At 63.0% G+C, this 17,528-nt stretch carries 21 protein-coding genes; 14 read left to right on the forward strand and 7 right to left on the reverse strand.

Annotation, left to right across the window (positions count from 1 at the left end):
• Positions 1-2 precede the first annotated feature (2 nt).
• Positions 3-890, reverse strand: coding sequence for a haloalkane dehalogenase (locus QF777_09880; GenBank protein MDP6911856.1), 888 nt, complete (start codon positions 888-890; stop codon positions 3-5).
• Between the two features lie 198 nt (positions 891-1,088).
• Between QF777_09880 and QF777_09885 the strand changes: the two genes are divergently transcribed.
• The 3 genes from QF777_09885 (at position 1,089) to QF777_09895 (ending at position 3,910) form a co-directional block, all read left to right on the forward strand.
• A complete protein-coding gene (locus tag QF777_09885) occupies positions 1,089-2,069 on the forward strand; it encodes a Gfo/Idh/MocA family oxidoreductase (protein MDP6911857.1) in 981 nt (326 codons plus the stop codon).
• Positions 2,070-2,133: 64 nt separating this feature from the next.
• The gene (locus tag QF777_09890) at positions 2,134-3,003 is read left to right on the forward strand and encodes an aldo/keto reductase (GenBank protein ID MDP6911858.1); all 870 of its coding nucleotides are present in this window, start codon (positions 2,134-2,136) and stop codon (positions 3,001-3,003) included.
• Between the two features lie 34 nt (positions 3,004-3,037).
• Positions 3,038-3,910, forward strand: a complete 873-nt coding sequence (locus QF777_09895; GenBank protein MDP6911859.1) for an alpha/beta hydrolase — start codon at positions 3,038-3,040, stop codon at positions 3,908-3,910.
• A gap of 198 nt (positions 3,911-4,108) precedes the next feature.
• Here the strand turns inward: QF777_09895 and QF777_09900 are convergent, their stop codons facing one another.
• Positions 4,109-4,579 carry a DUF6130 family protein gene (locus tag QF777_09900; GenBank protein MDP6911860.1) on the reverse strand — a complete coding sequence of 157 codons (471 nt, stop codon included), beginning with the start codon at positions 4,577-4,579 and terminating at the stop codon, positions 4,109-4,111.
• A complete protein-coding gene (locus QF777_09905; GenBank protein MDP6911861.1) occupies positions 4,572-5,453 on the reverse strand; it encodes a phytanoyl-CoA dioxygenase family protein in 882 nt (293 codons plus the stop codon). Before QF777_09905 ends, QF777_09900 begins: the two co-directional genes overlap by 8 nt.
• A 75-nt stretch (positions 5,454-5,528) precedes the next feature.
• Here QF777_09905 and QF777_09910 point away from each other — a divergent pair, with 75 nt between their 5' ends.
• Positions 5,529-6,188 (forward strand): hypothetical protein, encoded by a 660-nt coding sequence (locus tag QF777_09910; GenBank protein MDP6911862.1) that lies wholly within the window; start codon positions 5,529-5,531, stop codon positions 6,186-6,188.
• Between the two features lie 51 nt (positions 6,189-6,239).
• Here the strand turns inward: QF777_09910 and QF777_09915 are convergent, their stop codons facing one another.
• On the reverse strand, positions 6,240-7,889 hold the full coding sequence (locus QF777_09915) for a gamma-glutamyltransferase family protein (protein MDP6911863.1): 1,650 nt from the start codon (positions 7,887-7,889) through the stop codon (positions 6,240-6,242).
• Between the two features lie 175 nt (positions 7,890-8,064).
• Here QF777_09915 and QF777_09920 point away from each other — a divergent pair, with 175 nt between their 5' ends.
• Together QF777_09920 and QF777_09925 are read left to right on the forward strand one after the other, a co-directional pair.
• The gene (locus tag QF777_09920) at positions 8,065-9,516 is read left to right on the forward strand and encodes an aminotransferase (GenBank protein MDP6911864.1); all 1,452 of its coding nucleotides are present in this window, start codon (positions 8,065-8,067) and stop codon (positions 9,514-9,516) included.
• Complete coding sequence (locus QF777_09925) at positions 9,513-10,742, forward strand: reductive dehalogenase domain-containing protein (protein ID MDP6911865.1); 1,230 nt, start codon at positions 9,513-9,515, stop codon at positions 10,740-10,742. The genes QF777_09920 and QF777_09925 overlap by 4 nt, the downstream gene beginning before the upstream one ends.
• 37 nt (positions 10,743-10,779) lie before the next feature.
• Here QF777_09925 and QF777_09930 read toward each other — a convergent pair whose 3' ends face one another.
• Positions 10,780-11,046, reverse strand: coding sequence for a hypothetical protein (locus tag QF777_09930; protein MDP6911866.1), 267 nt, complete (start codon positions 11,044-11,046; stop codon positions 10,780-10,782).
• Positions 11,047-11,440: 394 nt separating this feature from the next.
• Here QF777_09930 and QF777_09935 point away from each other — a divergent pair, with 394 nt between their 5' ends.
• The gene (locus tag QF777_09935; protein ID MDP6911867.1) at positions 11,441-11,719 is read left to right on the forward strand and encodes a hypothetical protein; all 279 of its coding nucleotides are present in this window, start codon (positions 11,441-11,443) and stop codon (positions 11,717-11,719) included.
• A complete protein-coding gene (locus QF777_09940) occupies positions 11,676-12,647 on the forward strand; it encodes a YHYH protein (GenBank protein ID MDP6911868.1) in 972 nt (323 codons plus the stop codon). Before QF777_09935 ends, QF777_09940 begins: the two co-directional genes overlap by 44 nt.
• A gap of 12 nt (positions 12,648-12,659) precedes the next feature.
• Here QF777_09940 and QF777_09945 read toward each other — a convergent pair whose 3' ends face one another.
• Both QF777_09945 and QF777_09950 read right to left on the reverse strand, forming a co-directional pair.
• On the reverse strand, positions 12,660-12,950 hold the full coding sequence (locus QF777_09945; protein MDP6911869.1) for a DUF167 domain-containing protein: 291 nt from the start codon (positions 12,948-12,950) through the stop codon (positions 12,660-12,662).
• Positions 12,947-14,218 carry a cytochrome P450 gene (locus tag QF777_09950; GenBank protein MDP6911870.1) on the reverse strand — a complete coding sequence of 424 codons (1,272 nt, stop codon included), beginning with the start codon at positions 14,216-14,218 and terminating at the stop codon, positions 12,947-12,949. The genes QF777_09945 and QF777_09950 overlap by 4 nt, the downstream gene beginning before the upstream one ends.
• A 174-nt stretch (positions 14,219-14,392) precedes the next feature.
• Between QF777_09950 and QF777_09955 the strand changes: the two genes are divergently transcribed.
• The 6 genes from QF777_09955 (at position 14,393) to QF777_09980 (ending at position 17,527) form a co-directional block, all read left to right on the forward strand.
• Positions 14,393-15,004: an XRE family transcriptional regulator gene (locus QF777_09955; protein ID MDP6911871.1), complete on the forward strand. Its 612-nt coding sequence runs from the start codon at positions 14,393-14,395 to the stop codon at positions 15,002-15,004.
• 5 nt (positions 15,005-15,009) lie between these two features.
• Positions 15,010-15,222 carry a hypothetical protein gene (locus QF777_09960; protein ID MDP6911872.1) on the forward strand — a complete coding sequence of 71 codons (213 nt, stop codon included), beginning with the start codon at positions 15,010-15,012 and terminating at the stop codon, positions 15,220-15,222.
• A gap of 20 nt (positions 15,223-15,242) precedes the next feature.
• Positions 15,243-15,542, forward strand: a complete 300-nt coding sequence (locus tag QF777_09965) for a hypothetical protein (protein ID MDP6911873.1) — start codon at positions 15,243-15,245, stop codon at positions 15,540-15,542.
• A 246-nt stretch (positions 15,543-15,788) separates the two neighbouring features.
• The gene (locus QF777_09970) at positions 15,789-17,162 is read left to right on the forward strand and encodes a hypothetical protein (GenBank protein ID MDP6911874.1); all 1,374 of its coding nucleotides are present in this window, start codon (positions 15,789-15,791) and stop codon (positions 17,160-17,162) included.
• 3 nt (positions 17,163-17,165) lie between these two features.
• Positions 17,166-17,291, forward strand: a complete 126-nt coding sequence (locus QF777_09975) for a hypothetical protein (protein ID MDP6911875.1) — start codon at positions 17,166-17,168, stop codon at positions 17,289-17,291.
• Between the two features lie 17 nt (positions 17,292-17,308).
• Positions 17,309-17,527 carry a hypothetical protein gene (locus QF777_09980; protein ID MDP6911876.1) on the forward strand — a complete coding sequence of 73 codons (219 nt, stop codon included), beginning with the start codon at positions 17,309-17,311 and terminating at the stop codon, positions 17,525-17,527.
• Position 17,528: the final 1 nt, after the last annotated feature.

Consider the following 17,528-nt stretch of genomic DNA (forward strand, 5'->3'; position numbering starts at 1 on the left):
ACCTACAGGTGCGTGTGCCAGTCGGCCAGCGCTGTTCCTATCTCATCAGCGGAGTCCTCCTGGATGAAGTGTTTTCCGGCGACTGTGAGCTCTGTCTGGTTGAGCCAGGTACGACAGAACTGGCGCTGGGCGCCGGTCAGGATGGCGCCGGGTTCTGCGTTCACGAACAACTTCGGGAACGGGGCCGACGCCATGAAGTTCGCGTATGCCGAGGCGATCGACACCACGTCGGCCGGCTCATCAGCTATTGGGATCTCACGGGGCCAGGTGAGGGTGGGGCGCCGCCCTTCACCCGGTTCGGTGAACGGTCGTCGGTACTCGTCGTGGTCCTCGGGTGCCAGGTCGCAGATCGTCGCCCCGGGGAGGACCGCCTCAACGAACAGGTTCTTCTCTAGCACCATGTCCTCGCCCGCCGCCGACCGGAAGGCCTGGAAGATGCCCCGTGCGGACTCGGGCCACTCGTCCCACGTGGCTATGGGCCGGACGATGGCCTCCATGTAGCAGACCCCGGCTACCGCCTCGGGGTGGTTGGCGGCCCAGTCGAACCCGAGAGCCGAGCCCCAGTCGTGCACGACCAGGGTCACACGCTCCGTCACGCCGATCTGTTCCAACAGTTCCCACAGGTAGGTTCGGTGTTCCACGAATCGGTACGAGCCGGGGCCGGAGTCGTCCAACTTCTCCGAATCGCCCTGGCCGATCAAGTCGGGGGCGATGCAACGCCCGAGGTCGGCCACGTACGGGATGATGTTGCGCCAGAGGTACGACGACGTGGGGTTGCCGTGCAAGAACACGATCGGGTCGCCCTCACCGACCTCCACGTAGGCCATCCGTTTGCCATTGACGGTGGCGAATCGCTTGTCGATCGGGTGCTTTCCTGTGGTCGGGGTCATACCGACGGACCGTAGTCCTACCGTCCGTATACCTTCAGGAAGTGGCTCGTCAACCAGCAGATGCAGGGAACGGCTTCGCACCGCAGCCAGCGGCTCGGACCTTGGCACCAAGACGGTCAAGATCTTGATGCTTTGCTCACTTCGAGGGCCGTGGCCCAGGGGAGGCCCAACTCTGGGTCAAGGTGCGATGCTGGCCTGATGCGGTGGGGGATTGTTGGACATGGGGGCATTGTCTCCACGTTCCTTAGCGCGGCCAGAGGAGTCGGCCATGAGGTCGTCGCTGTCGTTGGCCGTGATGCCCCCAAGGTCGCGGCTTTCGCAGACGATCACGGTATCGGCGCGTCGAGTTGCGACTTAGGCGACCTCGTAGGCGAGGTGGACGCCGTTTACGTCGCCACCCCGCACAGCAGTCATCGAGACGTTTCCGTGACTCTCCTGGACGCCGGGGTTCCCGTGTTGTGCGAGAAACCGATGGCGGTCAACGCCGCCCAGGTTCGACAAATGATCGAGATCTCTCAACTATCGGGGACCTTTCTCATGGAGGCCATGTGGACTCGGCACCTTCCTGTCATGGCGGCATGCAGGAAGTGGATCGAGGAAGGGCGTCTAGGCGAGATTCAAATGGTCGAAGCGAACTTCGGCTTCAACGCCCCCTATGACCCGAATAGTCGTCTTTGGGCGCCCGAATCGGCCGGAGGCAGCCTGCTCGACGTCGGGATCTACACCTTGACCTTGGCAGAACTGGTATTCCAGTCCCCGCCTCTTTCCTTTGACGCTGAGGCTGAACTATCTGCCGATGGTGTGGATGTCCGCCTTTCCGTGACTGCCGAATACCCCACCGGTGGGTTGGCCAAGCTCAACTCTGCGATCAATACCGACCTTGGCGTCGACGGACGCATTGTCGGGTCCAAGGGCCATGTCGACATTCCACGCTTCTGGCGTGCCGAGCAGATGACGCTTACAACTCTGGAAGGCGAAAAGGTCGACGAGGTGCATGTGGCTCATCGAGTCAACGGTTTCGAATACCAGATCACCGAAGTGGCCCGATGCCTTGAGGCCGGGATGATGGAGAGTCCAATAGTCCCCGGGTCGTGGTCATTGGCCATGGCGGTCCTGATGGACGAGATCCGGTCTCGAATCGGAGTCGTCTACCCATGCGACGCAGAGGTTCTCTCGTGAACGGTCTATTTAAATGCTGCCGACTGTGATTCAGGGGGCAACGCCCCTATTCGGAGCAACCTTGGTGCCAGACCCAGACCGACTTCTCGATGAGGTCCACGCCTCCGGGGTCGGTGCCTTCGATTCGGGTCTCGTCTACGCAGACGAAGGCGGTACGTGTGATGGACGCCTCGGCGCCTGGGTAGCCAGCCGAGGTGTCCGCGAATCGATCACGCTTATCGGGAAGGGATGTCATCCCGGGCCACCCGACTGGACGGCGTCCAGAGTCTCGCCCGAGACAGTGGCCGTCGATATCGCAGCGACCCTCGACCGGATGGGTACCGACAGGCTCGACCTCTGGTTGTTCCACAGGGACGATGACACCGTGCCTGTCGGCGAGTTGGTAGATGCTGCCCAGCGCGAGGTGGCCCTGGGCACCATTGGAGCCTGGGGAGTGTCCAACTGGTCAGCCGAACGATTCTGGGAGGCTCGAAGTAGGGCAGACGTCGCTCTGCCGGTAGCCACCAGCCCGCAGTTCTCGCTGGTTGATCAACTTGCAAAGCCTTGGCCAGGGGTCACCACTATCACGGGGCCAGCCAATGCTGAAGAACGGGTTCGCCTTGCCGATTCCGAGATCTCGGTCATCACCTGGTCGCCCTTGGCTGGCGGTTTCCTTACCGCAGCACGGAGACCGGAGTCGGCCACTGATGCGGAAACGACCCGCTGCTATGACTCGGTGCAGAACCGGGATCGAAGGGACCGGACGCTGCAACTAGCGACCTCGCGGGGATGCAGTCCAGAGCAGGTCGCCATTGCTTACGTTGCGACTTCGCCTTTCCGCGCCCATGTCGTCTGCGCTGCACGCAATGGCCTGGAGGCCGCCGCGAATCTTCAGGCAGCGAAGATAGAACTCACCAGCGAAGAGCGCCAGTGGCTCGAAGATGGGGACCGGTAGCCGGGAAATCGTCCACCAGAACTACGGTCCGGGGATGCCCAAGGCCGAAGTCAACGGGATTGCTATCGAATACGACGTCCAAGGCGATGGCGAGCCATTGCTCTTGGTCATGGGACTTGGGGGCCAGTTGACGGACTGGCGAGATGAGTTCGTTGGCCTGTTCGTCGATCGGGGCTTCAAGGTCATCCGCTACGACAACCGTGATAGCGGGTTGTCTTCACAGGGGACCTGGAAGCCACCCAGCCAATCGACCATTACTCGCGCTCTCCTCACCAGGCAACCGGTGAAGGGAGTGGCCTATTCCATGGTCGACATGGCGGACGATGCCGCCGGTCTACTCGACTTCCTCGAGATCGATTCGGCTCACGTCGTCGGCCTCTCGATGGGCGGGATGATCGTCCAGGAGATTGCGCTCAACCATCCTGATCGCGTCCGGACCATGTGCTCCATCATGTCGAACACTGGTGACCGCCGAAATGGGGGTATTGCGGCCTCGCTGATTCCCAAGTTCGCGTGGCGGCAAAAACCCTCGCTGGAAAACGCCGTGGAAGACAATGTCGAGGTCTTCCGCCTGATTTCCGGGCCCCATTTCGATGCTGACGAGTACCGGGAGCATGTTCGACTCAATATGGATAGAAGTTTCCAACCGGAGGGGTTGGAGCGGCAAATGGCCGCCATCTCCAGCACCCGTGATCGAACGAAATTGCTTGAAGCAGTTACGGCCCCGACCTTGGTCATCCACGGACTGGTCGATCCACTGGTCAAGCCCAGTGGTGGTCTGACGACAGCCAAGGCGGTGCCGGGATCGCGGTTCCTAGGCATACCCGACATGGGACACGACCTACCAGAGCAGCGTTGGCCGGAGATATGCGACGCCATTATCGAGAACTGTCGACGCGCCAACTAGTGCCATTGGTTAACCGGTCCAGGCGAGATCGGTGTCTTCCCGGTCTCTCCTAGCGGCGAGGCCTTGAGTGCCCGGACTGGGCGGGGATGGAAGAAGTCGCTGCCTGCTACAGAGGTGAGCGCAGGCCCACGGGGGTGGTTTGGTCAACGCCATCTCCCAGGGAGACGATGGCCTCGCTGTCGCCCTGGTCCTAGGCGGTCATGTGCCTCCGGTGACCACCACGGAGGTCATGTCGCTGATGACCTTCCCATCAACGTGGTAGTCCCTGTGGTCGTTTGCCGAAAGCGTGACCATGACCGTGTGGTTACCGTTGCTTAGGCCCGTGACGTGGTAACTGGTATCGGCGATCATCGCCACGGACGAGCCGTCGACCATCACATGCACGTGTCCCTCTCCGGGTTGGTGGTCGACTCCTGCATCGGCTGGCACCAACTCCAGACCATGGACTTCGATGTCCAACAAGATCCCGCCTGATCCGTCGGGCTCGGCGACGAGAGATACCTCAGGTCGAACCGAGAGGTCGGTGAGGTCGATGGCCGAGCCGTGGTCATGGCTGTGGTCGCCGTGGTCGCCGTGGTCGCCCATTTCCCCATCTGCCGTGTCTCCCCCGCAGGAGGAAATACACGCCGCAAGGAGGGCTACGGCCAGTAGCAGTTTCGAGTTACCCACTTTTCACCGCCTGGACGGCGAAGAAGGAGGCCACGGTGGGCATCTCGGGTAGTGCCATTTCATAGTCCGAGGTGCGTACTCGTCCGGTGGCCACGCCAGCCACCACCTCCTGGTCAAAGCGGCTGGGCAGGTGGTTGGGGGCCAACGGGTGGGCGTCCTCGGCGTGGTACTGGACAATGAACAGCGTTCGGGGTGACGCGGACAGATTTGGGGCCGAGCCGTGCAACACCCGGGCGTCCATGAGATACGCCGAGCCGACGGCCCCATGGCAGGTAACGGCTCGCTTCCGAGCCTCGGCCTCGATGTCGGGGCACACCGCGCCGGTGAACACCCCGTCGTGCCAGTGCTCAAGCAGCGGCCCCTTGTGGCTACCCGGCACAACCTCCAGTGGGCCGTTGTCGGAGCCGACCTCGTCGAGGTGGAACAGCACGGTGATCAGGTCGTCGTTGCTGAGCGGGCCGAACGGAAAGTCCTGGTGGTACTTCAGGTGGGTGGCCGTTCCAGGCAGTTTTGAGTTGATCTTGGACTCACGGAACCGCAGATTGGCACCGACCAACTGGGTCACGGCTTCCAGGGCCCGGTTGGAGCGCATCGCGTCGAGGTAGACGTCGGACACCTCGATGGGCGAGGCGACGCGGCGAAGGCCCGGGCTTTTCGCGGTATGGCCGGGCTCGACGTCGAATCGGGGGCGCCCATCGAAGGTTTCGCCGTACGGCCCCGCATGGGAGCGGCTTTCCTCGACCCAATTGTCGAACACCGTTCGCAGGTCGGACACCTGCTGCGGGGTGAGCGCGTCCTCTAGGTACAGGTATCCGTCGGTCTCGTACTGGCTGACCTGCTCAGCGGAGAGCACCGGCGTCGAGGGTTCGGACATCAGCAGCGGAGCGTAATGGTCCGGACGAGTCCCGAGCCGAGTTTTGGTCGGACTGATCCGGTGTGAGACTGCCGGATGCGCACTCGTCTGATCCTGTTGGTCGTGGCCTGCATCGTTGCGGGAGCGTGTTCTGACGACGTCGAGCCCGAGCTGGCTGTACCGACAACCACTGCTGTGCCGACCAGCACCTACGACGTCGACGAGGCGATGGATGGTGTTCGCGAGAATGTCGTGCGTCTGGTCATGGAGCGTGATGGCCTGGATCGGGAGGCTGCTGAGATTCGTGCCGACGAACTCATGGAGCGCGGCGTGGACACCGAGGTTGTCGACCAGCAGTTCTCCCTCTTTGCCAACTGGATGGACAATCATCAGTCGCATCCCGTTCTGGGTCGACACTGGACCGAGGACGAAGCCGAGTGTGCCGTGGTCACCATGCTCCAGGTAGAGGGGATCGGCCGGACCGGTGCGCTCATGAACGGCGCCTCAGTGGGCGGCATGGCCGTCGAGGACGCTCTGTCCCTGGTACAACCCGTGGGTTATTGCACCGACCTTCTGGCATTGATGAAGGCTGACATGGCCGACCTCGGCGTCCCACAGGACCCCGATTGCTTGCTGGCCGGCTTGGTCGAGGAGGACGTCGCCAAGTGGTTCGTCGCCCTCTTCATGTACGGCCGTGAGGGGTTCAATGCTGCGATGGGCGAGGACCTCGACCTGACCTGCCCGGCGGGTTCCTGACCGCCTCGTCTCCGGGCCGACTGGCTACCACCGTCGTTACGAGGGTGGTCGTCAGGGAGTGAGCGCCATTCCGTCGCCGCCCGGATCGGCGGCTCCGGACAACCCACTGGGTCCCACGGCGATGGCGTGCACCCTGGCGAACTCGTAGCTGCCGGGCCACCGGACCACCTCGTAGCCGTCGGCCTCCAGCTCTCGGGTCACCGATCGGGGGATTCGGTTGCAGACGTCGATGGTGTCGCTCGTGGCCGAGAACCGGGGGGCCGAGATCGCCTCCAGCACCGGCATGTCGTGGTCGACGGCGTTGAGGATCACCTGCAGTACGCCCATGGCGATCTGGGTACCCCCTGGAGCGCCGACTACGAACCGCAGCGCTTCGTCGTCTGGGAGTCTTCGGTCCAGAAGGAGGGTCGGGCAGAGCGAGGTAAAGCGGCGCTTGCCGGGGGCCAGCGAACCGGGTCGTCCCGGACGGGGGTCGAACACCCCCATGCAGCCGTTGTACATGAAGCCCAGGCCCTCGGTGACGACGCCGGACGGCATACCCAGCGAGTGGGTCATCGACATGGCGTTGCCGTCGGCGTCGACCACGCAGACGTGGGTGGTGTCGGGTGGCTCACCAGCCATGCGATCCACGTGGGCACGTTCGCCGGCCATGATGCGCTGGGCCATCTCGGCGGCGTGGTCGTTCGACAAGAGCCGGTCCAGTGGCACGTCGACGAAGGCTGGGTCTCCGACGTGGGCGTCCTTGTCGGCTGTGGCCCACTTCATGGCCTCAGCCACCGTCCGGACGTATTGGACGCTGTTGTGCCCCATGGCCCCCAGGTCGAAGAGGCCGAGGATGTTGAGCATTTCGGCCACCATGACTCCACCGCCAGGCGGCTGATTCGTGGCCACCTCCAGTCCCCGGTAGGTCGTGCGCAGCGGCTCGCCCCAGACGGTCTGGTACTCGTCGAGGTCGGCGGCCGTCAGTAGACCGCCGTTGGCCGCCATGTCGGCATCGATCTCCGCTGCGATCCCACCCCGGTAGAACTCGTCCGCTCCACCTTCGGCGATGCGGGTCAGAGTCCTGGCCAGATCGGGGTTTCGGAGCGTCTCACCGATGGGTCGAAGCGACCCGTTCTCGTCGAAGTAGATGCGGCGCCCGGCCGGGGTGTGGGCCAGACGCCCGACGTTGTCGGCTCGGCCGAGCGTGGCGCCCTCCTTCCACCAGTGGAACACCGACGGCCGGATCGCAAAGCCGTCGGCTGCCCAGGCAATGGCCGGAGCTACTACGTCAGCCCAGTCGAGACGGCCGTAGCGGCTCTGTGCTTCGTAGTAGGCCAGTAGCGAGCCGGGCGTGGTGATCGACTGGTAGCCAACGTCGTTGACGTTGCCGTCGAGGATGAAGCCGAACCCGTCTCGGGTTTCGCCGACCAGCAGGTGCTCCCACATGTCGGGGCGCACGGCGGCCGGCGACGTGCCATGGAAGTCGACACAGGTGTGGATGGTCTCACCAGAATCGGCGCCTGGGCGGCCGGCGGGCAAGAACAACTGGGCGCTCCCGAATCCGGCTATGCCGCACATCTGGGGATCGACCACGCCGGCCACAAGGGCGCAGGCCACCGCGGCATCCACAGCGTTGCCACCGGCCCGTAGCGCTTCGACACCGGCCTCCACCGCCTCGGGTTGAGCGGCCACCACCATCCCGGTCGCGAATGGGCTCATCCTCATGTCCCCTCGTAGGTGGTCAAGGATGCTTGATCCTTGCATGGGCCGGTTGGGTAGAAGTGCCCAGTGGTCCACATGGCAGGCTGTGGGAGGTACCAGAGGGGCCGGATTAGGCATCGGGACAGTCGTCGGTGATGCTCGTGGGCTGCGGCCTATTCCAGGAGGGAACGCCATGACTATCGAACGTGAGATCTCAGTAGCCGCCGATGCCGAGGCGGCCGCTCGGTTCGCCTCCTACGACACCCAGGACATCTGGCAGAAGGACAAGGACCACTTCGTCCACCCGTGGACCGACTTCGCCACTTTTCACGAAAAGGGATCACTCGTTGTCGCAGAGTCCGAGGGCGCCTACATCTATGACAGCGACGGCCGCCGCTACCTCGACGGCATTGGTGGACTCTGGTGCGTGAACACCGGATACGGCCGAAGCGAGATTGCCCAGGCCATGGCCGACCAGGCCACGAAAATGACCTACTACTCGTCGTTCGGACACCACACGACCATTCCTGTGGCCGAGTTGTCGTCAGTGCTGGCCCGCCTTGCCCCGGGGCCGTTGAACCACGTGCTGTACGGCTCCGGCGGGTCGATGGCCAACGACACCGCGGTGCGACTCATCCACTACTACTTCAACATGCTCGGCAAGCCCGAGAAGAAAATGTTGATCACCCGCACCAACGGGTACCACGGGTCCACCTACATGGCCATGTCGTTGACCGGCGTGGAGTACGACCACATTGGTTTCGACGTCATCGGCGAGCCGCTCATCCAGCGGGTATCGGGGCCCGACCTGTACCGACGACCCGAGGACACCACACCGGAGGAGTACGGGGCACAACTGGTTGCCGAGTTTCGGGCCAAGGTCGAGAGTCTTGGCCCAGAGAACGTGGCCGCCTTCTTCGCCGAACCGATCATGGGTGCCGGCGGCGTGCTCATGCCGCCCCCCGGCTACCTACCGGGCATGCGCGAGGTCTGCACCGAGTACGGGATCCTCTACGTATCCGACGAGGTGGTCACCGCCTTCGGACGCCTCGGCCACATGTTCGCCAGCGAAGACGCCTTCGGGATCGTGCCCGACATCATCTCGTCGGCCAAGGGCCTGACCTCGGCGTACGCCCCGCTGTCGGCCACCATCATCTCCGACGAGATCTACGACGTGATCAGCGTTCCACAGGCCGAGGGGTCGGTCTTCGCCCACGGGTTCACCTACTCGGGTCACCCGGTGTGCTGCGCCGCTGCACTCGAGAACATCGCCATCCTCGAACGCGAGGACATTTGCGGGCACGTCCAGCGGGTCGGCCCGTACTTCGGTGAGCAACTGGCGACGCTGGCGGACCTGGGGATCGTCGGCGACGTCCGGGGCAGCCACTTCATGCAGTGCGTAGAGAACGTGGCCAACAAGGAGACAAAGGAACTCTTCGACCCGTCGGTCCACGTGGGCGACCGGGTGGCCGACGCCTGTGAGAAGCGAGGGCTAATCGTCCGACCCATTGCCCACCTGAACGTGATGTCGCCCCCGTTGGTGCTGTCCGTCGAGCAGATCGACTGGATGGTCGAAACTCTGCGCGAGGGCATCATTGAGGTCCAGGCCGACCTGATTGCCGAGGGGCTCTGGTCGCCGGAGTGACCGGGTCCGAAGTCGGCACCGCCGACGCAGGAAGCGAGGTCCCAGTAGGCCTTTACCGGGGGCGTCGGCCTCAGGGGCCATCCTGGGAGGTGCTGGACGACTTCGAACGGTTCAGCCAGGTCGATGACGTGTTCAACCGGGCTTTCTGGGACCCGGAGATCGCCACCGACGAGGCCCGTCGGTTCTTCAGTTCATATCGGGAGGACCTCCTTGAGTGGCGCAACGCTGCCGGCTTCAGGCAACGCGACTATGCGATCCGCAACGCCGCTTGGCACGTAGTCGGGGTGTTCTCCGAGATGCACGACGCCGATGACCTGCGTGACGGCTTCCTAAGTCCGTTGAGTCAACTACGCGACGGGCCTGACGAACGCTTCGATCTGGGGTCACCGGTTGAGGCGTCAGCCACCGTGAAACAGGTGGCCACCGTGTTCGGGGCCGATCTGGTTGGGATCTGTGCCAACGACGACCGGTGGCTATACAGCGAGCGGTACGCCCGCCGTGCCAACGAGGGTCGACCGTTGGGTCTGGACGAGGACCTGGACAATGTCATCGTGGTGGGTCAGGCCATGGACCACGATCTGGTCGACACCGTGCCGTCGGCCTTGTCCGGAGCGGCCACCGGACTTGGGTACTCCAAGGACGTGATGGTCCTCTTGGCAACTGCGCAGTGGCTTCGAAACCTCGGCTACCGGGCAGTGCCGAGCCTCAACGACACCGCTCTGGCCATACCGCTCGCAATCCAAGCTGGGCTTGGCGAGTACGGACGTCACGGACTGGTGATCACTCCCGAGTTCGGTCCACGGGTTCGCTTCGGAAAGATCTTCACCGATGCCCCGCTACACCACGACTCACCGTCCCGGTTTGGGGTGACGGAGTTCTGCGAATCATGTCGCCGTTGCACCGAGGCGTGTCCGCCGGGAGCAATCACCGACGGGTCGCCGACATCGGTGAAGTTGAACCGGTCGACGATCGGCGGTGTTCGAAAGTGGACGACCGACGGAGAGAAGTGCTTTTCGTACTGGGCCCAGATCGTCAGCGACTGCATGATCTGCATTCGGGTCTGCCCGTACAACAAGAACTTCTCAAAGTGGCATAACCGTCTGGGTCGGCGGTTGGCCGCCACTCGACTACGCCGGATGATGGGTTGGTTACACGATCGCCTGGGTTATGGCAGGAGACTTCGACCGCGCGACTGGTGGGAGGGGGCCACCCGACGACGGACCTGATGGTCAGTCGTCCCGTTGGTGGGGGTTACTTGCCGGGTCAGGCGCGGGTACCGCTGAATGAGGCGGTGCCGAACGCTCCTAGCTTGGCCTCCCCGGTGATCGAGTCGCCATTGACCGTGGCTGTGGACTCGACCTTGATGGGCATGGGCGACGTCATGTTCACCGTCCACGACAAGGTGTCGCCGTCGACCGTGCCGTCTTCGATCTCCATCGAACCCTGTGGCCCAGACATCGAGCCGGTGAGAGTGCCGCCATCAGTGGCGAGAGTCAGCGTTCCCGCCTGATCGCCCATAGGGGTCTTCATGGTTACGTTCCAGGTGCCGTCGGCGCCCATCGTCTTGCTCCATTTCCGGCCCGCCGCTCGGCCTGGGCCATACAGTCACCGTAGAGCCTGTGACCGTCCGTCCATGATTCGGGCGGCCCAGCCTTAAGCGGTGTGGGAGTTGGAACGAAACCCAGTTGGATAACGGTAGTTCGGACCAATTTCAGAATTAGCTCAGATGGTCTGGACCAGTTCAGCAGTTGCGCCTCGTTTGGACGGTCAGCCAAGACTGTATGAAGTGGATGCCCGTTGTTAGTTCCTGTGCCGGTAAGCCGAGGAATCTCAACTCGGAATCCCTGTGCGGAAGAGGATGAAGTGAGAGAAATATGACAGCGAAGCGCTTTGTTGTCCTGGTTGTGCTTCTGCTGGCTACCGCGTGCGGTGGCATCACGACTACGGCTCAGGCCCCGGCTACGACGGCTATCACCACGACTACGGCTCAGGCCCCGGCTACGACGGCTATCACCACGACTACGGCTCAGGCCCCGGCTACGACGGCTACCACCACGACTACGGCTCAGGCCCCGGCTACGACGGCTACCACCACGACTGCGGTTCAGGTTCAGGCTCCGGCCTTGACGACTACCACCACCGCACCTGCGGAAAAGACCATGGCTACCGGTTCCGAGTATTTGGGTTCGTACACCCTGGTTGACGAAGAGTTCGGCACGATGGTGACAGTGGTCGTCGACGGTTCGGTTCGAATCATCGACAGCAATGCGCTGCCCGATCATGCGACTGGCGACTTTCCCAATAGTGGGAATCCCAACACCATTTCTGAGCAGGACGCCAGTTACGAGTTCGCTATCGAACCGATCTACACGGGTACTGCTACCGGTGTCAGCGTCACAGGTGTTGCGGTCAATGGGGTGAAGTTTGAGCCTGGCACTGCGGAGACTGTTACGTGTGCAACCGGTGAGACCTTCCGGGTTGAGGCGTTTCAGGACATCTACAACCTCGGGTTTGATTTCAACAATGCTCACGTTCAACCGACAGGCGAGTACCACTATCACGGTGTCTCTCAGCTCCTGGTGGAGGCCTATGAGCACGGCGACGATCTCGTTCTTGTGGGTTTCGCTGCTGACGGCTTTTTGATGTACTACTCAAAAGCCGGTACTTATGAGTCCGGCTATGAGTTGACAACGGCAGATCGCACTGGCGCGGATTGCGTACTCAGCCTTCCCCCCGGGAACGCGGTCGATATCGGCGGAACAAGCCCTGACGGCACCTATACCTCTGACTGGGTCTACAACGAGGGAAGTGGTGGGCTCGATAGTTGCAACGGCATCACGATCGGTGACGAGTACTTGTACGTCATCACCGATGACTACCCGTACGTAGGTCGCTGCCTGAACGGTGAGGTGAGTGTCGGTGCAGGTAGACCGGTCGGTAATCCCGGCGCAGGTGTTCCTGGTGATGGCCCCGGTGGCCCACCCGACTTGACGGTGGCGGCAGAGGCTCTCGGCGTGACCGTTGCCGAACTCCAAGCCGCTCTAGGGCCTCCACCGCCCGATATTGCCGGAGCAGCAGCCACTTTGGGCGTAGATATCGAAGCCCTGCGGGAACTCATTGGACGTCCCTGATTCGTCAACCGGTCAGTTGGCTAGCCGGGAGCGTGCCTCGTCTTCAGTGAGTCCGGTGACGTGAAAGCGCTTTGTGCGCGAGGTGCCGCCTGATTCGAGGGCGACTGCTGGTCGACGGAGGTTTAGAGCCGCGGCTAGGGAGCGGCGGGCGGCTTCGGTTGCCTTACCGTCTTCGGGGGCTTCGGCCACCCGGACGCGGATCACGTCGTCCACCAGACGCAAGTCGGTGCGGCGGGCCTTTGGTGTCACCCGCACTTCCAGCACGCACGAGGGCTCGGATGGTTCGCCGGTTGCTGGGCTCATCGGGCATTACCCGAGGCGTTCCAGCTCACGGGAACCCGTGCCGGTTTGCGGAACACCAGGCCCCGAGCAGGCTCGAAGCCCCCGTCTGGTGACGCATGGTCGAGGTGCACGTTGGGGAGCAGGTTGAGTACGGCATCCACCGCGGCGATCGTCTGCAGGCGGGCTAGATGCAGGCCCAGGCACACGTGCGGTCCCTTCACGAAAGCCAGCTGGAGCCGGGCGTTGTCCCGGCGCACGTCATAACGGTCGGGCTCGGGGAACACTTCCGGGTCGCGGTTGGCGCCGGCCAACGAAACCGTCACTAGGTCGCCGGCCGGTATGAGTGCGTCTCCGAGAACCACCTCGACGGTGGTGTAGCGGTCCACGAGTGTCGCAGCGGGCTCCATACGCAGCGACTCCTCCACAGCACCGGCAACCAGGGACCGGTCACTGCGTACGGCATCGGTCTGGTCGGGGTCGGTCAGCAGGTGGGCCAGCGCGTTGGCTGTCATCCCCTCCGAGGTCTCGATGGCTCCGAACATGAGCACCGCAGTGTTGGAGAAGACTTCGTCGGCGGTCAGTGAACTTTCTCCGGCCACTCCGGCCAGCATCGATCCGGCGGCCTCTCGCACGGTCCGGTCCACCTCGGCCCTCAGGTCGGCCACCGCCCGCCGGGTGTCGTCTCCCACCTCAAGCCCGGCGTTCACCCCTTCAACGCCGACCACGATGGCCCGGTACCAGCCCAGCACCCGGTCGGGATCGGCGTCGACCAGTCCGAGCGCCCGGGCGATGGCAGCTACAGCCAGCGGTCCGGCCAATTCGCTCCGGAGGTCGGCCCGTGGAGCAGTTCGCTTCTCGGGCCTTGTGGCCAGTGTCTCTACCAGCTGCCGGGCTGTCGATCCGGTCCAATCCTCGAAGCCTTCTCGCACGGCGGCCTGTTGGAACGGCGGGGCGAACGGTGTCCGGTGGCGAGCGTGCTCGTCGCCGTCGGTGGAGAGCATCGACGGTCCGACCACCTGGGCCGTCGAGAACCGTGGGTCGTCGACGGTGTAGGTGGCTGCGTCTCTCAGCACCTCGAGTGCTGAGGTTCGGTCGGTGACCAGCCAACCTCCAAGGGCCGGAAGCCACGACACGGGTTCGGTGGCACGCAGTCGGGCCAGGTGGGGGTGCACGTCGCCCGCCAGGTCGTCCAGCGTGATTGATGCCCCGACCGGATACATGGTGGGCGGCGTAGTCCTGTCGGACCCCGTGGGCTGGTCAGGCTGGCTGGACCAGTTGGTTGGAGACACGTTCCGGAGCGTAGGACGGCTGCACCGGCCAAGAGAGCGGTCGTGTTGTCTGCCGCCTCGACCGGCTGGGAAGTCTGGCTGCCAGCCTTCTACTCGCGTGGGTTTTACCACTACCGTGAAGGGTTCTCATTAGCATCGGGATTAGGCAGCGGTCCGGACGAAAGGCTCACAACGATGATCCAGAAGGATGATGAGGTTGGGCATGTATTTTCGTCTGACGACGTGTGCCGGGTCGTGGGGGAGCGTGTGCGAGACGCTCGACGTGCGCTCGGCTTGACCATGGCCCAGTTCGCCGAAACGGCTGAGATCTCCCTGGGCATGGTGTCCAAGATCGAACATGGGCAGACCTCTCCCAGTTTGTCGACCCTGACGCGACTGGCCCATGCCTCCCGTGTGCCCATTACGGCCTTCTTCCGTGGACTCGACGAGGAGCATGATGTGGTGATCGTGCGGGAAGGCGAACGCATGGAGATCCTCCACGAGGGAACTCGCGAGGGCCACGTATACGAGGACCTCGGATCGCTGCGAGGCAAGACTCGAATCATCGAGCCGATGATGGTCACACTGGAGTCCAGCGACGAGGTGTTCCCACTATTTCAGCACGAAGGCGTGGAATTTCTTCACATGCTGGAGGGAGCCATGGAATACGGCTATGGGCCCAAGAATTATCGCCTTGCAGCCGGCGACACCATCCAGATCCACGGCGAGGTGGCCCACGGACCGGTGAGACTGGTGGATCTCCCGGTCCGGTTCATGTCGGTCAAGGTCTTCCCGGCGGGGGAGTAGTAGTCGTGGGAGTTCTCTGGCTCCTCGGGGCCCATCAGAGCGGCTTCCTCTTTCTGCTGCTGCTGGCTGCCATCGGGCTGACGTTCTGGGAAGCGCGTCAGCAGGGCTTTGACCGACGCTTAACCCTTTGGTGGATCTCGGTGGTCGGTATGACCCATGTTCTCGGCTACCTGGCTCTTAGGGCCTGGGTTGCAGTCAACGAACGGAGAGAACGGTGACCCCCATTAGGCAGTGGTCGATGGCGTCAAAGGTATTCATCGTCTTGTTCGTGGTCGTGGTGGGCGGCTACCTGGGCGGGTGCCTCGGTCGAACTTCCGTATCAGGGGACGAAGCGGTTCGTATCGCTCGTGCCGAGATCGACTTCGTACCCGAGGAGATCAATGCCGAACTTGGCAAAAAGGGCTTTCCGCCACGGGCCGTTTGGGGGGTCACGTTCTGGATCCCGGCTGCTGACGGCGAGGGCGGGTTCGAACGGAGGACAGCGGTCGAGGTGGACGCTGGCACCGGCGACGTCATAGCGGTCCACGTCGACTACTGACACGCCGGAACTCCTTCTACTTTCACTTTCCTCTGAGGAGAATCTTTTCCCAGCACGGATCGTTACCTACTGTTACTGTGACCCTCGTCATACCAGTGGTAGATGTGAATGACAGCTCCCGGGTGGGCGAGTTGGGACCGGCATCGACCCAATTTCAGACCCGTGCCGTAAGGCGCGCCAGTAGCTAAGGGGAGGACGAATGTCCATGTCAGTACGCAGTCCGGGTGGGGAGGTGAGGATCCAATGATGGGTGATGACCTCTTCATCGAGAACTATTACTTCGTCACCGTGGTCTTCATGTGGTTCCTGCACGTCGGCTTCATGTGTTACGAGGCCGGGGTAAGTCGCCGAAAGAACGTCATGTCGACGGCGATCAAGAACATCATGACCATCGCCGTGGTTACGCCGGCCTTCTACTACGCCGGGTGGTGGACCTACCTGTGCATGGCCGAAGGCTTCATCCCGACGGTCGGCGATGCCGTCCACGGCGCAGAGTGCACCTGGGGCAACCCGTGGGGCGAGCTAATGGGCCCGAACATCGGAGACCACGTGCTGGCCGTCTTCTGGGCGGCGTTCCTGTTGTTCTCCTGGACCACCGGCTCGATCATGTCGGGAGCGACCATCGAGCGCATTCGGGTCACCGCCTACCTGATACTCACCGTGTTCCTCGGTTCATTCGTGTGGATCATCGGCGCTGCCTGGGGCTGGAGCTGGCACGGCTGGCTGGTCATCCACTTCGGGTTCCACGACTTCGCAGCCTCGGGAGTGGTGCACGGCATTGCCGGGCTCTTCGCCCTCGGGGTGTTGTTCAATCTGGGACCGCGGATCGGTGCGTTCGATGACAACGGGGGTGCCAGGGCATTCAAGCCTCACAACCTCCACATGACCCTCATGGGCCTCATGATCATCTTCACCGCCTTCTATGCCTTCTACGCGGCTTGCCTGGCGGTGTTGCCGGGTGAGGCTCCGGGTTGGAACAACATCTATTACAACCCGACCACGCTGGGTGCCATCACGTTCACGATCACGATCGCGTTCGCTGGTGGCTTCATGAGCGGTTACATCTGCTCGAAGGGTGATCCGTTCTGGACCCTGTCCGGTGGCCTGGCTGGCGTGATCGCCGTGTCGTCCGGTGCGGACGTCTACGCGCCCTCGCTGACCTACCTGCTGGCAATGCTGGGCGCGGCGTTCGCCGTGTGGATCGGTACCTGGCAGCAGGAGAAGATGCGGGTCGACGACGCCGTCGGGGCGGTCGCCGTCCACGGTTGGACGGGCTTCCTGGGTGTCCTGCTCATGGGCGTCTTTGCCAGCGGCTACCCGGCCGCATCGGGCGCTGGGAACCAGATCACCGTGACCATCCTGGGCCAGCTGGTCGGCATAGCCGCCCTCCTTCCGCTGGCGTTCCTCTCCGGTTACATCATCTCGTGGCTGCTGAAGCAGGCGAACCTGCTTCGGGTGCCGCCCGAGGTGGAGTTGGAGGGTCTCGACGTCGCCGAGTTCGGTGGGGACTTCTACCCGGACTTCGCTGGCACCACCGAGGTCATCGTGGAAGCCGATGGCACTGAGGTACCAGCCGGACCGGTACTTGCTCATGCCGCCAGTCAGATCATCCGAGGTTGATTGATGCTGGAACTCATCGGGGCCATTGCGCTGATGTACGCCGTCGTGCTGACGGCGGGCATTTGGGCAACGCGCAAGTCGCGGGCCCTGCGTGAGGCGGCAGACAACGACATCGACAGTTCAGTTTGAAAGGAGTGTGAATCGATATGGATACCTTTCCCTACGCCGATTGGACGGAGGCGCTAGAAGCGAATGGTGCGATCTTCACCTGGGCCGACAATGAGAGTGCAATCTTTGTGCTCACTGGTCTGGGCATCGCAGCCTTCGTGTTGAGCTTCATCCACCTGATCAGGACCGAGGACAGGAACCTCAAGCATGCGGCCAGCCGACTGGCGGCCCGGGACACATCGATGGGAGGTGAGTGAG

This window comes from Acidimicrobiales bacterium, assembly GCA_030747595.1.
Classification (GTDB): domain Bacteria; phylum Actinomycetota; class Acidimicrobiia; order Acidimicrobiales; family MedAcidi-G1; genus UBA9410.